13 protein-coding genes are annotated in these 14,845 nt (G+C 43.2%); 12 read left to right on the forward strand and 1 reads right to left on the reverse strand.

The window, feature by feature from the left end:
- Window positions 1–51: 51 nt before the first annotated feature.
- The 11 genes from BFP72_RS03475 to BFP72_RS03525 are packed head-to-tail and all read left to right on the forward strand — an operon-like array spanning window position 52 to window position 13,152.
- Window positions 52–1,341 carry a sensor histidine kinase gene (locus BFP72_RS03475; protein WP_143519917.1) on the forward strand — a complete coding sequence of 430 codons (1,290 nt, stop codon included), beginning with the start codon at window positions 52–54 and terminating at the stop codon, window positions 1,339–1,341.
- 21 nt (window positions 1,342–1,362) lie between these two features.
- Window positions 1,363–2,649 (forward strand): response regulator, encoded by a 1,287-nt coding sequence (locus tag BFP72_RS03480; protein WP_099597775.1) that lies wholly within the window; start codon window positions 1,363–1,365, stop codon window positions 2,647–2,649.
- A 21-nt stretch (window positions 2,650–2,670) separates the two neighbouring features.
- Window positions 2,671–3,267 carry a chemotaxis protein CheW gene (locus tag BFP72_RS03485; protein ID WP_099597776.1) on the forward strand — a complete coding sequence of 199 codons (597 nt, stop codon included), beginning with the start codon at window positions 2,671–2,673 and terminating at the stop codon, window positions 3,265–3,267.
- Window positions 3,268–3,287: 20 nt separating this feature from the next.
- Window positions 3,288–6,626 (forward strand): methyl-accepting chemotaxis protein, encoded by a 3,339-nt coding sequence (locus BFP72_RS03490; RefSeq protein WP_158233262.1) that lies wholly within the window; start codon window positions 3,288–3,290, stop codon window positions 6,624–6,626.
- 5 nt (window positions 6,627–6,631) lie between these two features.
- Window positions 6,632–7,381 carry a ParA family protein gene (locus BFP72_RS03495; protein ID WP_099597778.1) on the forward strand — a complete coding sequence of 250 codons (750 nt, stop codon included), beginning with the start codon at window positions 6,632–6,634 and terminating at the stop codon, window positions 7,379–7,381.
- Window positions 7,382–7,385: 4 nt separating this feature from the next.
- On the forward strand, window positions 7,386–8,429 hold the full coding sequence (locus BFP72_RS03500) for a chemotaxis protein CheW (RefSeq protein ID WP_099597779.1): 1,044 nt from the start codon (window positions 7,386–7,388) through the stop codon (window positions 8,427–8,429).
- Between the two features lie 11 nt (window positions 8,430–8,440).
- Entirely contained in the window at window positions 8,441–9,475 is a 1,035-nt protein-coding gene (gene cheB / locus BFP72_RS03505; RefSeq protein WP_099597780.1) for a chemotaxis-specific protein-glutamate methyltransferase CheB, read from the forward strand.
- A 10-nt stretch (window positions 9,476–9,485) separates the two neighbouring features.
- Window positions 9,486–11,261, forward strand: coding sequence for a chemotaxis protein CheA (locus BFP72_RS03510; RefSeq protein ID WP_099597781.1), 1,776 nt, complete (start codon window positions 9,486–9,488; stop codon window positions 11,259–11,261).
- A 24-nt stretch (window positions 11,262–11,285) separates the two neighbouring features.
- Window positions 11,286–11,921 carry a chemotaxis protein CheC gene (locus BFP72_RS03515; RefSeq protein WP_099597782.1) on the forward strand — a complete coding sequence of 212 codons (636 nt, stop codon included), beginning with the start codon at window positions 11,286–11,288 and terminating at the stop codon, window positions 11,919–11,921.
- 39 nt (window positions 11,922–11,960) lie between these two features.
- Window positions 11,961–12,788, forward strand: coding sequence for a protein-glutamate O-methyltransferase CheR (locus tag BFP72_RS03520; protein WP_099597783.1), 828 nt, complete (start codon window positions 11,961–11,963; stop codon window positions 12,786–12,788).
- 4 nt (window positions 12,789–12,792) lie between these two features.
- Window positions 12,793–13,152 (forward strand): response regulator, encoded by a 360-nt coding sequence (locus tag BFP72_RS03525; RefSeq protein ID WP_099597784.1) that lies wholly within the window; start codon window positions 12,793–12,795, stop codon window positions 13,150–13,152.
- 238 nt (window positions 13,153–13,390) lie between these two features.
- Here the strand turns inward: BFP72_RS03525 and BFP72_RS03530 are convergent, their stop codons facing one another.
- Complete coding sequence (locus BFP72_RS03530; protein WP_099597785.1) at window positions 13,391–13,738, reverse strand: 4Fe-4S dicluster domain-containing protein; 348 nt, start codon at window positions 13,736–13,738, stop codon at window positions 13,391–13,393.
- Between the two features lie 107 nt (window positions 13,739–13,845).
- On the opposite strand from BFP72_RS03530, the gene BFP72_RS03535 reads away from it, so the two are divergent.
- Window positions 13,846–14,841, forward strand: a complete 996-nt coding sequence (locus BFP72_RS03535; RefSeq protein WP_099597786.1) for an acyl-CoA reductase — start codon at window positions 13,846–13,848, stop codon at window positions 14,839–14,841.
- Window positions 14,842–14,845 lie beyond the last annotated feature (4 nt).

The raw sequence follows: 14,845 nt of genomic DNA on the forward strand, positions 1-14,845 counted from the left end.
TTTGGTGAATATTTTTCTTTCTACTGCTACATTTAAGAAAAGAAAAGTATTGTGAAGAGTAAGAAGTTCCCGTTTATTTTATTGATGTCCCTTCTAGTTGCTACAGAGGGGATATCCCAGACCGCCTCTCCTGAGACTGCTCAGGCATCGTCATCGACGTTGTACATGGTCATATCCATTATCTTGTTCATAGCTTTGGTCATTGGCGCTGTGATAGCCATTGGCAAGCTGAAGCATATCAAATTTCTGGAAGCCGAAAATCAGAAGATCGAAGGGCGATTTAGAAAACAATTGGATCAGCTCAACGATGAATTGAAGGAATCGAGAGTTCAAGGACAAGGCCTCTATCAGAAGCTTCAGGGCCTCAATAGCAAGAACAAAGAGATTAAGCAGGTCTTCAAGGAGGCATATGACAAAGTCATCGCTCAAAATACCGAGCTCAAGGGCCGTCTAGGAGTCAATCAAAAAGGAGGAAACCAGACAGAAATCGAAAAGATATACGACAAGCTTGAAGATGCGCAGGCTATGGTCCTCCATTCGGAGAAAATGGCTTCTCTTGGTCAGCTGACGGCTGGTATTGCACATGAGATCAACAATCCGGTAAACTTCGTGTCCAACGGGGTGAATTCGATCAAAGAGAACTTTGAGAAATATCAGCTATTCATAGAAAATTACCGCACGATCTGTGAGCAAGAGACGATAGAAGAAGTCAAGAAGCTATACAAATCCATTCGTGACGATGACAAGGAATACCAGGAGCTTCGCACCTTGACTGAAGAGTCTATTGATGATGTGAGTTATGGAACAAGTCGTATTACAGAAATTGTCAATGGTTTGAGAATATTTTCTCGTCAGGATGAGCATGAAGTCAAAGAAGCAGAAATCGGGACTATCATTGACAATGCCTTGTTGATTCTCAAACCGAAGTATAAGAAAAAGGCCAAGATCCTCAAGGACTTTGATCATAATCTCAAGGCTATAAAATGTCTGCCGGGACAGTTGAATCAGGCATTGGTCAATCTCATTGGGAATGCTGCAGATGCGATTGACTTCAAAGGTACGATTACCATCCGTACCGTAGACAAGGACGCCGACAATATCCAGATTCAAGTTCAGGATGACGGGAAGGGTATCCCGGAAGAAGTGCGGAAAAAGATTTTTGACCCATTTTATACCACAAAACCTGTGGGGAAAGGTACAGGGCTTGGGCTCTCGATCACCTATAGCATCATTGATAAACACGGTGGTACTATAGTCGTGGACAGTACTGAAGGCAAAGGAACTGTGTTTACCGTGACTATCCCTAAAAAAATCAAACTCAAGAAAAGCAGAAACGCGTAACCTACAAACACCGAATAAACTGTGGAAAACCTACTCAATCGCTCATATAAGACAGAAATAGAAAAGAAGTATACGGTTTTGTATGTAGATGATGAAGAGGTCAATTTGCGTGTATTCAATCGGAATTTCAGCAAGTACTATCACGTACTGACTGCAATAGATGCTTTTGAAGCGCAAAATGTATTGGCAGCCAATAAGGTGGATTTGATCATGACGGATCAATGTATGCCTCGAATGAACGGCTCGGAACTACTGATCAAAATTGTGCCTCAGTATCCAGATATTATTCGAATGATCATGACGGGGTTCAGTGACGAGCAGGACATTAGTGATGTGGAAGAGAAGGTGGGATTGCACCGGTTTTTGAAGAAACCGTGGGACCCGAACCAACTGCGAGCGGAGTTTGATAGTGCGCTCGAATTGCGAGAGGAGGGACTCGTAGAGAAGCAACCCACACCTCGAAAGAAAAGCGCGCCCGCTGCTACAAAGAAAGACACGAGTATTGATTTGTTGGAGTCGACTATGTCGCTGATCGAGACCAACGAGACACGTCAACTCAAAAAGGATATCAACAATCTGGTCAAAGAATCAAAAACAAAGCGTTCGGAATTCATGGATGGAGGAATCAATTACCTCATGAATCTAAAGGATGCCATGTTGCCGATTCAACAGGAGCTGAAACTCTACACGGATGATTCATTTGTCGTGTATGACAAAAATGGAATGAACCAAAACGGGTATTGGTTTGGCGAACAGGATGATTGTTTGGTGATCGCTTCGTATCATTCCAATACGCATACTCGAGAGTCATTGGCACTCAATTCTTTTGTCAGCGCGATGCTGACCGAGATTGTTTACAAAGAGGAATGTATTCAGCCTGATGAGATAATCAAGAGGCTGTCGACACGTATACAAGTGCGGTTTTTGGACAAAAACAATGAGCATTCCTGTCCGCTGGACATAGCAGTATTGGTGTATGACAAGGACAGAGAAAAAGTGACACATTCGGGGGCGTACCATGACGTGTATTTGCTCAATGACCGCAATGAGTTCAAGGTGTTGAAGGGTAATCAGGAAGTATTGGTGCCAGGTAAAGAGACCGTATATGACGTGAATAGTCTGAGTGCTGAGCAAATCAATGCGATTTATATTGTGCCATTCAATATCATCGAGGCAACAAATGATAACAAAAACGATGCAGGAGCGCTAAAAATGCTTTTGAGCGAAGTACATAAATTCCCGTTTGGTATGCAGGCCAAGATGTTTGTGGATTATGGATACCGAAGCGTCATAGGAATAAAAATGTAATGGACCGACAGAATAGATAAAATGGAAAAGGAACTCGTGGCAAAACAAGATATGAATACTGGTAAATCAGGCTTGTCTGATGCTGAGAAATTGAAATTGATCAATGACACGGCCAGCGCCGTGAAGGAGATCAATTCGCTCGACTCGGAGAGTAGATTGAAAGATGAGCATGAGGAGACGGTAATGTTGGTGGCATTTAGTGTAGGGAATGAAGAGTATGCTTTGACGATAGATCAGATCAAAGAAGTAGTCTCTTGTCCTCCGATTGCACCAGTGCCTCAAGTGCCGAGTTTTGTAAAGGGTGTGGCCAATGTACGAGGCAATGTTCTTGCAATCATTGATTTGTCGATCAAATTTGGATTAGATCAGCAAGGAGAACAAGGCAAGTTTGTACTGGTGATGAAAAGTGAAGAATTGAAGTTTGCAATCAGTGTCAATGCTGTGCCCAATACGATGATGGTCAAGAGAAGTGAAATCTCTCAAGCGACGAACATCATCAACCAAACAACACTCGGGTTGAACTATGTCAAAGGAATAGTGAGAAGGGATCAAAGGATAGTGGTCTGGGTGGACATCATTGACATCATGGAAAATGAAGAATTAGGCGATAATAAATAACAACAAAAATGCTAAATGACATGAACATTAGGAGAAAGATGATCTTTCTCGTTCTAGGTGTGACGCTAGGTATCTATGCCGTCACACTGACCTATGTTGGCTACAACATGAGGGAAAAGTCTATTCAGGATGCTGAGAAATTGGTCAACTCCGTAGCTATCCAAAAATCCAATGAAGTCAAGGCTAGCTTAGATGATGTCATGTCTTCGGCGAGAGCGATGGCTGTGATTGTTCGCGATTATGCTGATTTGCCTCGCGGACAGAGGGTCCAGTTGCAGGACAACCTCTTGTTCAATGTCTTGGAAGAGTACCCTATCTATGAATCCACATGGATGAGTTGGGAGCTGAGTGCGATAGATACGGCTTGGACCAAAACTTACGGTAGGGAGCGTACCACTTGTTATTTAGAAAATGGAGTTAGAAAAAAGGTGGTGACCCAACTCAACTTAGATGGTGACGATGAAGGGAGCCTCTATCTTGATACCAAGATCAAACTGAAAGAAACGATCTCTCCGCCTTATACATACGAAGATTACGACCTCAATTCTGACAAAGTGATTCTTGGGATTTCTCCGATTGTACCCATTATCTCCAAAGAAGGAGAGTATATGGGGCAAATAGGAACGGATATGTCACTCGACCAGTACAAACAGATGACTGCCTTTGATGGTTTTGATCAGGGGTATACCTTTTTGACTGCTTATGATGGGACGATTGTTTCTCACCCCAACGAAGCATTGATCAATACCAATATCCAAGAATTGGAGATCAATCAATCTCTAGGTTTTAATCTTCTAGATAAAATCCATGAAGCCGAATTCACAAGTTTTACGGTAGATGATAAAGTCTTGGGTGACAAAGTCTATATGGCGCTTTCGCCTCTCAATATGGGAAGGGTAGAGAGGCCATGGATGATTGCGACGGTGGTTCCCTATGATGAGATCACCAATTCTTTTGTTCAGACGCTTCGGATTACGATTCTCGTAGGGGTTTTAGGGCTGATTCTATTGACGTTTATTGTTTATAGATACTCGAACCAAATCACGGTAGCGATCGAACGGACTCACCGCGTGCTGCAGTTGTTGTCGTTGGGGCAGTTGGATTCCAGTGAGTTGGAAATTGATAACAGAAATAACGAGCTGAGTCAAATGCAGTCTCTGATGAACAAACTCATCGTTGATCTCAAAGAAAAGACGGCTTTTGCTCAATCGATAGGGCAGGGAGAACTCGACAGGGAGTTTAGTGCCTCGAGTGAAAGCGACGAATTAGGGATGGCATTGCTGCAGATGCGTGACAACCTCAACGCTACTTTGGTAGATACCCAGGCAGTCATCGTAGATGCTGGAGAGTATGGTAAACTGTCTTCACGAATCAATATCGAAGGAAAAACAGGGGCTTGGTCTGATTTGGGTGAGTCGATCAACACGCTCTTAGAGTCGTTTTATAGACCTCTGATGCGATTTAGTCGTATTCTCAACGCCATGTCTACCGGAGATTTGACTATGAGATATGCGGACAATGCCAAAGGCGATATCAAATCCATGGCTGACAACCTCAACCTTGCACTCAGTAATCTTGATGGTTTGATACATCAGATATCTCAAAGTGCCATGTTTGTAGATGAGTCGTCTATAGAGATGAAGTCTTCGAGCGAAGAGATGAGTACCAATACCCGGGAGATTGCCTCGGCGATTTCTCAGATGAGTCATGGTGCTCAGACTCAGGTGTCCAAAGTGGATGAGTCTTCCAACCTCATCGAAGAAATTTTGGCTTCATCTACTCAAATGGGAGAGAAGGCAGAAACAATCAATGAAGCGGCAAAAGCTGGTTTGGAGAGTAGTGAAAAGGGAATGGAGATGGTCAAAAAGGTCGTTTTCAATATGGGGGATATTTCAGCCTTTTCAAACCAAACCAACGATTCGATCAAGGTGTTGGCCGAACGTTCCAAAGAAATTGCTCGCGTATTGGGGGTCATTACCGATATTGCTTCTCAGACTAATTTGCTGGCCCTGAATGCGGCGATCGAAGCAGCACAGGCAGGAGACGCAGGACGTGGATTTGCAGTGGTTGCAGAGGAGATTAGGAAGCTCGCAGAAGATTCTAGAAAGTCGGCTCAGGAAATTGAGAAGTTGGTCACGGACGTACAATCCGATACCATGAGTGCTACCAAAGTGATTGAGATCATGATGAGTAGTGTAGAGAGTGGAGAGAAGACTTCCAAAGAAGCTGCACAGGTTTTTGAGCGAATACTCAATGCATCCAACGAGACGTTGAGCTACTCTGAGGAAATATTGAATTCTGCCAAAGGGCAAACTGAAGGAATCAACAATGTGGTGACTATCATCGAGGGAGTAGTAGTGATAGCAGAGCAAACCGCTGCTGGGACCGAGGAGGTTGCTAGTTCGGCGACTGAACTGTCCTCTGGTATGGATACATACAATGAAAAATCTCAAAAGCTGGCAGAGATTGCTGAGACGCTGAAAGAGGGGATTAGTATGGTGAAACTCTCAGGTACGGCGTCTGAAAATACAGCGATCTTTAAAATGAAGGAGGCTTATGAGAAAGAAAAGTATCTGTTGGATGCATTGCTCAATCACATGCCAGACAAGATCTATTTCAAGGATCTAGAGAGTAAATTTATTAGAAATAGTGTCTCTCATGCGAAGCAATTTGGACTGGAGAGTCCAGCTGAGCTCGTAGGGAAGAGTGATTTTGACTTTTTTGGCGACCATGCCAAAATTGCTTACGAGGAAGAGCAAGAGATTATCCGTACCAGAGTGCCGGTATTGAATAAGGTGCAGAAGGAGGATATGGCAAATGGCAAGGTAGGGTATGGGTCTTCTACCAAAATACCACTGATAGATCTGGACGGCAATGTAGTAGGGACATTTGGAATCACTCGTGATGTGACGGACATGAAGGAGTCTGAGTTGCGAGCGGCAGGACAGACACAGGAACTCAAAGAAAAGGAAGAAGCATATCTAAAGGAGAAGTCACTATTGGATGCATTGTTGAATTACATGCCTGATGCCATATATTTCAAAGACTTGAATAGTAAATTCATTCGAGCGAGTAAATCAGTGGCGCAGTACTTTGGCAAGAATGATCCTAAGGATATCATAGGTAAGTCAGATTTAGACTTCTCTGAGGATGCACGTGAAGCCTTCGAAGGTGAACAAGAAATCATTCGTACAGGAAAACCAAGCCTCAATGTCATCTCGAAAGAGAAAAACCCTGATGGTAGCTACAGATACGTGTCGAATAATAAAATGGTATTGAAGGACGTGGATGGAAAAGTCATCGGTACGATGGGTATTTCGAGAGATGTGACGGACACTATAGACGAAAGTAAAAAATAAGGCCAATGATCATCACAGTAATTAATCAAAAAGGAGGAACGGGCAAAACGACTACATCAGTCAATTTGGGGTGTGCTTTGGCATATGCCAAAAAGAAGGTGCTGTTGGTGGATCTCGATCCCCAGGGCAACCTGAGCTATTGGTTGGGAATCAGTGATCCAGCGCATACCATGGCCGAAGTGATGATGGAAGAGATTGCTCTTGAGGACATCTTGCACGAGAGAGAAGGATTGAAGGTGGCTCCATCGGACATGCATCTCGCAGATGTAGAGATCAATATCGCTAGTGTAGAGAATCGAGAGTCTGTTTTGAAAAGGGCATTGATACCTCTAGCGGATCAGTATGATTATGTCATCATTGATTGTCCCCCTTCGTTGTCTCTGCTGACTGTCAACGCTCTATCAGCTACAGACAAAGTCATCGTGCCCTTACAGATGGAGGTGCTGAGTTTGCAAGGCTTGGATCAAATAGTCAACAGTATAGACCGGATCAAAGGAGTACTGAATGACAAGATAGAGATTTTGGGTCTGCTGCCTGTGATGGTAGATAGTAGAAGAAAATTGAGTAGGGAGATACATGAATACATTGACGAAAACTACGATTTGAAAATATTCAAAAGCAAGATTCGTAGCAATGTCCGTGTGAGTGAAGCTCCTTCTTTTGGGGAAAGTGTGTTGAGCTATTCTCCATCTTCCAATGGAGCAGAGGATTACAAAGCCTTTGCCAAAGAAATTATTCGTTTAACGAAGAACTAAAGTTATGCCACTAGGAAAAAACTTGAAGAAAGACACCTTGATTCCTTCAGAAAAGAAGGAGGAGAAGCAAGAGGCTGTGGCGCATACGACCTCTAGTCCGAAGGCTAAGAAACGGGGGGATTCTAAAGCTGCCAAAAAAGCTACCCCGAAAGCCAAGGCAAAAAAGGCCAGTCCACCTAAGAAAAAGACTGCCAAGGAGAGTGCAAAAAAGAAAGTGGAAGACAAGTCTATACAGAAAGCAGTTGTGTCGGAAGAAGAGAAGTTGACACCGGGGCAATTGGCTGCTTTGGTTTTAGAGGAGGAGGATAAAAAAAGAGCACAAGAAGAATCGGAAAAGGCTGCAGTCAAAGAAAAGGAGGTGGCTGAGCCAGTTGTGACCAAAGAAGATTCGGTATCCGTGGATGTGGATATTGTGCCCGCTGTAGCACCTATGCATCGCAAGCAAGAGTCTCCACAGCAGTCGCAGACTCGTGAGCTCGTTCGTCAGAAAATTGGAACGGTCAAGTACCTCACCGAAGAGGAGTACCAAGAGAAGAAACGACTCAAGGATAAGTTTGATGAAGAAATCAAAGGCTACTCAGGTAAGGATGTCCAGCTTATTGTCTTCAAGATGGGAGGGGAGAGATACGCCATTGAGATTGATAGGATCAAAGAAGTCGTACATACACCACGTATATCTAAAATACCTCATGCGCCCGACTTCATCAAAGGGGTAGGAAACGTACGAGGATCAGTGATGGTCGTGCTGGATCTTGGGTTGAAATTCGGGATAGACGAAAGTACAGAGACCAAGCAGTTTATCTTGGTCATCCACAATGATGAATTCAAAGCGGGTATACTGGTGGATGAGGTGCCATTGGCAATGAAAGTGCCAGGAGACAACATCGTGAGTTCATCAGGACTGTTGAGAAATACCTCACTAGACGAGACCTACATCAAAGGAATAATCAAAACCGAGCAGGATATGATTATATTCATAGATATAGCAGAGCTTGTGCAAGAGGATGAAGTAAGTATAATTTCCCAATCATTGCTTGGGACAGCCTAAAGGATAAGGAATTGAATAAAATTCGAGTAGTAGTAGCAGATGATTCAGGGTTTATGAGATTATTGATCTCTGACATATTGACTGAGAGCGGGAGTGTTGAGGTGGTAGGTACCGCCATCGATGGCAAAGATGCTGCCCTTAAGGTAGCAGAGCTTCAGCCTGATGTATTGCTGCTTGATATGAATATGGGGGAGTTTGATGGCTTGTATGCTGTCAAACGTATCATGGAAGAGACTCCTCTACCTATTGTGATTTTGAGTTCGATTGGCAATACCAATCTGCAGCCGATCTTTGACGCATTGGACTTAGGTGCCGTGGATTATTTGAATAAGCCACAAAAGGGCAATTCAAAGCTCAGAAATATAGAGATGGAGCTCATCCAAAAGATCAAGAATGCCAAGCGTGCCAATGCCAAGGCCATTCCAGATCCTCGAGCAAAGGTCAACACCTTTGAGCACACGTTTGCTGAGAAAAGTAAATACGATATCATCGTGATAGGGGCGTCTACTGGGGGGCCGAGTGCGATCGAAAAAGTAATCAATTCCTTGCCTGGAAACTTGAATGTACCCGTACTCATCTGCCAGCATATGCCTCCTAATTTTATCAGTTCGTTTGTCAAGCGTCTCAATGGCATGACTCCACTGCAAATCGAAGTAGGCAGAGAGAATATGAGACCTCAGGCAGGCAAAATCATCGTAGCGCCAGGTGAATCCAACATGGTAGTGAAGAAGAAAAGAAGCGGGAGCGTGACCATTGGGTTTACGGACGAAGTATTCCCAGAGTACAACAATCCTTCCATCAATGCATTGATGCTATCTGTAGCGGAGGCTTACAAAGACCGCAGTATTGGGGTGATACTGACAGGGATGGGTAAAGACGGGATGTTGGGGATGAAGGAAATCAAAAGGCAAGGTGGTTTTACCGTAGCGCAAAGTGAAAAGTCCTGTGTGATCTATGGAATGCCTAAGGCAGCTGTGGAACAAAGAGCAGTAGATCGATCCGTCGATATCAAAGAAATAGGAGGATTTTTAGTTAACAGTTTATAATACAAAAGACTTGGACTCTAAAGAAGAACAATACCGAGATTTATTCCATCAGGAAGCCATTGAGAGCTTTGAGGAACTCAATAGGTTATTTACAGACCTAGAGAAGGATCATAGCAACCAAAGTGCGATCGATTCTATATTTAGGATTACTCATACGATCAAAGGCAATGCCATGGGGATGGGGTTTGATGATATTGCGAAACTGTCGCATATCATGGAAGACATCATGGGGGCAATCAAAAGTGGTGACCTCCAACTCAACAACGAGATATTCGAAGGGTTATTCAAAGCCAATGATAAACTCGGAGACCTTATCGCTGCGCTCAAGTCAGGAGCGAAAGTGAGTTATCTTGGTATCAAAACGAAATTAGGAGTGGTGTTGAAAAACATCGCTCAGCCCGTAGAGGGACAAGGCAATCAGGAAGAAAAGAAGGCTCCAGATCCAGTGAAACATTCTACTGCACAAGAATCTGGGTCTACGGAGTCTTCTCCTTCTTCTGATGACGATAAAGATAGCGAAAATGATGAAAGTAGCTCTCAAACAGAAGAGCAACCTACAATAACATTTACGGATGTCATCCAGATCCCTGTCAAGAAGATGGACGAGCTCATGAATCTCGTGGGCCAGCTCATGATCGAACGTGACCGTTTGATCAGTATGAATGGCCAAGCAGGGCGCTCATCAGAGTTCGAAGGGCTACAAAGGATTTCTTCGGATCTCCAGTACAGCGTGATGAATGCACGGATGGTGCAGGTAGGGTTCTTGTTCAACAAGTTTCACCGAATTGTACGGGACGTTGCGCATATCGAGAAGAAACATGTCGATCTAGTGATCAAAGGTACGGATGTAGAAATCGATCGAAATATCCTCAAAATCATGAGTGATTCGATGATTCACCTAGTCAGGAATGCAGTGAGTCATGGTATCGAGACAGAGGACAAGCGTGTCTCCCGAGGCAAGAAGAAGTCAGGGACAGTGACGCTCAATGCACGCTATGAACGTGACAATGTAGTCATAGAAGTATCGGATGATGGGAATGGGATCGATGCTCAGGTCATCAAGAAAAAGGCCATCGAAAAGGGACTCTTGAGAGCGGAGGTTGCAGACCAATTGTCTGAAAATGAGCTGATCATGTATATCTTCGAACCTGGGTTTTCTAATGCCGAGACGATTACAGAGATCTCTGGTCGGGGAGTTGGGATGGATGTAGTGAAGCGGGCCACCGAATCGATAGGAGGACAGATTTCTGTATCGACGGATGTAGGCAAGGGTTCCACAGTCAATTTGATCTTGCCTTCGTCAATGGCTCTCAAAGGGGCTTTACTCTTTGAGGTAGATGCACACGAGTATGCTGTACCACTGACCTATACTGAAGCAGTAGTCTCTTTGCCAAAAAGTGAGATACACAAAATAGGAGACGGTTTGATGGCCAATTATTTGGAGGATACGATCTCTATTGTGTTTTTGAGGGACTTTTTAGAAGCAGATAAATTGACAGATTTGGCAGAAACAGGTGCGTTGCACCGCAGTTTTGACCAAATAGAAAATCAAGACTTAGATGTGATTGTTGTGTCTTATATGGGTAAATTAGTAGGCCTTGTAGTGGACAAACTATTGCAGCAAAAGGAAATATTAGAGAAATCATTGGCTCGACCACTGGATCAAGTGAGATTGTTGAGCGGATCTACCATTTTAGGTAATGGTAAGGTCTGTTTGATCGTGGATGTGGCGGCCATCACCGAGTTGTTGTTCAAGACGATGACTCAAAATGCTACAATGAAATAATGTTTTACAAAAACCATAAACGGTATGTTTAGCGATTTGACTGAAAATGAAAAAGGCATAGCAGAAAGGCTGATGAAGTTTGGGCTTGCCAAGGGCGCGCTGTCCTTAGAAATGATGGTCGGCTCTCCCGTGGTGATGAAAAATGTGGAATTGGGGTTGCCTAGTGTAAAGGGCGTACACCAATATACCAACAAAGAGGATCAAAAACTCTATCTGCTCAAAACTGAGCTGGTGGGAGACCTCAAGGGATTTTGTCACCTCATCTTTTCTGAGGAGGATGTCCACAAGGTTCAAACCAAATGCTTGCCTCCAGATATCATGGAAGGCAACAATTCTCAAAGTAGATTGATGAAGCTGGAGTTCATGACAGAGATAGACAACATGGTCGCGGGCTCTGTCGTTACGCAGTTGGCTAATTATCTCAATCTTGAAGTATACGGGAATGTGCCTATTTTGACGACCATGCAAGCAGCTGAGGCCAATAGCCACATCGATGCTGAGTCTGTGGATCACAATTCGACTCATCTAGTCAAAACAGTATATCACGTTCCTGAATTGAATATTTTTGCGGAATTTGTGTGGCTGTTTCAAGACAGATTTATCGAGCTGATCTCGGAGTTTGCTTCCAGCGAAAAGGCGAAAGAATTTGTTGCTATATAAGTGGTCTATTGGTTCAAACTATAATCTAACTGTAATCGCGTGGTAGAAAGTATATCAGATGAAGAGTTGAATGCTTTGATGCAGGCGATGAAAAATAGGTATGGGTTGGACTTTACCAATTACGAGAAAAAGTCCTTCAAGAGAAGTATCGTCAGATTGATGATGAAGCACAAAATCGGGTCGATGCTCGAGTTGTGGTCTAGGATTTTGAAGGATAAGCAGTTTTTCTTGGATGGTATCGACGACTTATTGGTCAACTTGACCGAATTGTTTCGAAACCCCGATGCATGGATAATGATTCGAGACCAGATTTTGGACAAGTTCAAAAACAAGTCTCAACTGAAAATCTGGCATGCGGGATGTTCGACTGGAGAGGAAGTATTTACCATGAGTATGGTATTGGATGACAAAGGGATGCTTTATAAAACCAAATCGCTAGCTACTGATTTGAGTGATGCAGCTCTGAGCAAAGCAAAAAATGGAGTGTATTCGCTCATGATAATGAAGCAATATCTAAGACCATTTTTGGAATACTATCCTAATAGGAAAATGGATGACTTTTTTGAATTTAAAGAGAAGGATGCCGTCATCAAGGATACGTACAAAAAGCACGTGACCTTTAAAAAGCATAATTTGGTTCAAGATCAAGTCCATGAGAAATTTGATATAATCTTTTGTCGAAATGTTATGATATATTTTGACGAAACTTTGAAATTAAAAGTGCTAAACTTGTTCAATGATTGTTTGAACGAGGGAGGCTATTTGGTAATAGGGTATTATGATATCATGCCGGATGGAGGAAAGCAGATATTTGATACTTATGATGTTAAAACAAGAATTTACAAAAAGAAAATAATTAAATATTGAGCTTATGAGCAAGAGAATATTAGTAGTAGACGACTCTATGTACATGCGCACGTTGATCAAGGATGCACTATCCAATGAGGGATTCGAAATAGTAGGAGAAGCTCCGAATGGAGAAACTGCTATTGACCTAGCGATGGAGCTGAAGCCAGATCTAATCACTCTTGACAACATCCTGCCGGACATGATCGGTACGGACATCTTGAGAGTGTTGATGGACGAAGGATTGGAGTCCAAAGTTATCATGGTAAGTGCTGTGGGACAACAGTCTGTGATCAATGAAGGAATTGAACTAGGAGCATCAGATTATATTGTTAAGCCGTTTACGGCGGACGATTTGGTCGATGTAGTCAAGAAGCATATATAGTCTCAGAGCATCGATCCACTGGATCGTGTGTGGAAATACTGGCAATCACCTCCGATAGCGATCGGTGAGGTGATTTGTCGTATCAAAAACCTTGTCAGTCAACTGGCAAGGTTTTTTTGTAGGAGCGAGGTTGGAGACCTGTGAAATTGCTTTTTTTAAATGTAAAAGGGAGTAAATCAGAAGGATGGGACAGGGGACAAAAAAAAGCTACGCTGTAGCGTAGCTTTTGAAAGTAATATTATTCGTTGTGAAGCCAAGCTTTCTTTGCCAGTAGCTCGTCTTCATCTTCTACATAGTCTGGATCATCGACACAGCAATCTACCGGACAGACAGCCGCACACTGAGGTTCCTCGTGAAATCCATTACACTCGGTACACTTACCAGGAACGATATAGTACAAATCTTCAGACACAGGCTCTTGTGCATCATTGGCATCTACCTGAGTCCCGTCTTCTAGCTCAACTTCCGTGAGGCTTGTGCCTCCGGCCCAATCCCATTCTACACCACCTTCATAGATGGCTGTATTTGGGCATTCCGGCTCACATGCTCCGCAGTTGATGCATTCATCGGTAATAATAATTGCCATTTTAGTTTACTTTAATTATCCTAAAAATTAAGTGTGCAAAAATAAAGATTAATTTTGCCTGCCAAAGATATTATGGCATTAGTTTAAGTATACGATTTCCAAAAGATATGTTTATTGAAGAGAGGATAAAGTTATTTGTAGCACTGGGTCAGCGGTTGGAAACACTATCTGCGGAGGAATTGGAGGAAGTGGCTGTGTCAGCTCATAATCACAATAGTTGGTTTACACAGCAGAGTGTGGAGTTTGCTTTGGGAGGGATACGATCGTTTCTTGATCAAGCTGTACTCGAAGATTGGGTCAATGGATACGATTTGAGAGCCGTTGCCCCTCAAAAAATTGGTGTTATTGCTGCTGGAAATATCCCTTTGGTGGGATTTCATGACATACTTTCGGTATTGATTTCAGGACATAAATTACTGATTAAGCCTAGTTCGGATGATAGTTATTTGACGCGATGGATTCTCAACGAACTGGTGCAAATAGATGATCGGATTGCATCAAGTTTTATGCTTGTGGATCGACTCAATGATGCAGATGCTTTCATCGCAACGGGTAGTGACAATACGGCTAGGTATTTCAAATATTACTTCAAAGACAAACCAAGTATCATTCGAGCCAATAGGAGCTCGGTGTCTGTACTGACAGGTGAGGAGTCCAAGGAAGAGCTGGCTGCCCTCGGACAGGATATTTTTCAATATTATGGGCTAGGATGTAGGAATGTTTCTAAAATACTGGTACCGGAGGGGTTTGATTTGACGACCCTGTTGGATGCGCTGCAACCCTACGAATGGGTCATCGATCACCACAAGTATCGCAACAATTACGATTACAATAAATCAATCTATTTGGTCAATCGAGAGCCTCATCTTGACAATGAGTTTTTGCTCGTGAGAGAGAGTGAAGATTTGGTCTCTCCTATTTCTGTGCTTTACTACCAGACATATGAGAGTGAGGCAGTATTGAAGCACTACTTGACTAGGTATGAGACGAAGATTCAGTGTATAGTAGGGAGGGATTATATTCCTTTTGGGCAGGCTCAAACGCCTACTATTGATGACTATGCCGATGGAATCGACACCTTGGGTTTTTTGAGTAGCCTATGACGAT

Origin of the sequence: Reichenbachiella sp. 5M10 (genome assembly GCF_002742335.1) — a bacterium.
Classification (GTDB): Bacteria; Bacteroidota; Bacteroidia; order Cytophagales; family Cyclobacteriaceae; genus Reichenbachiella.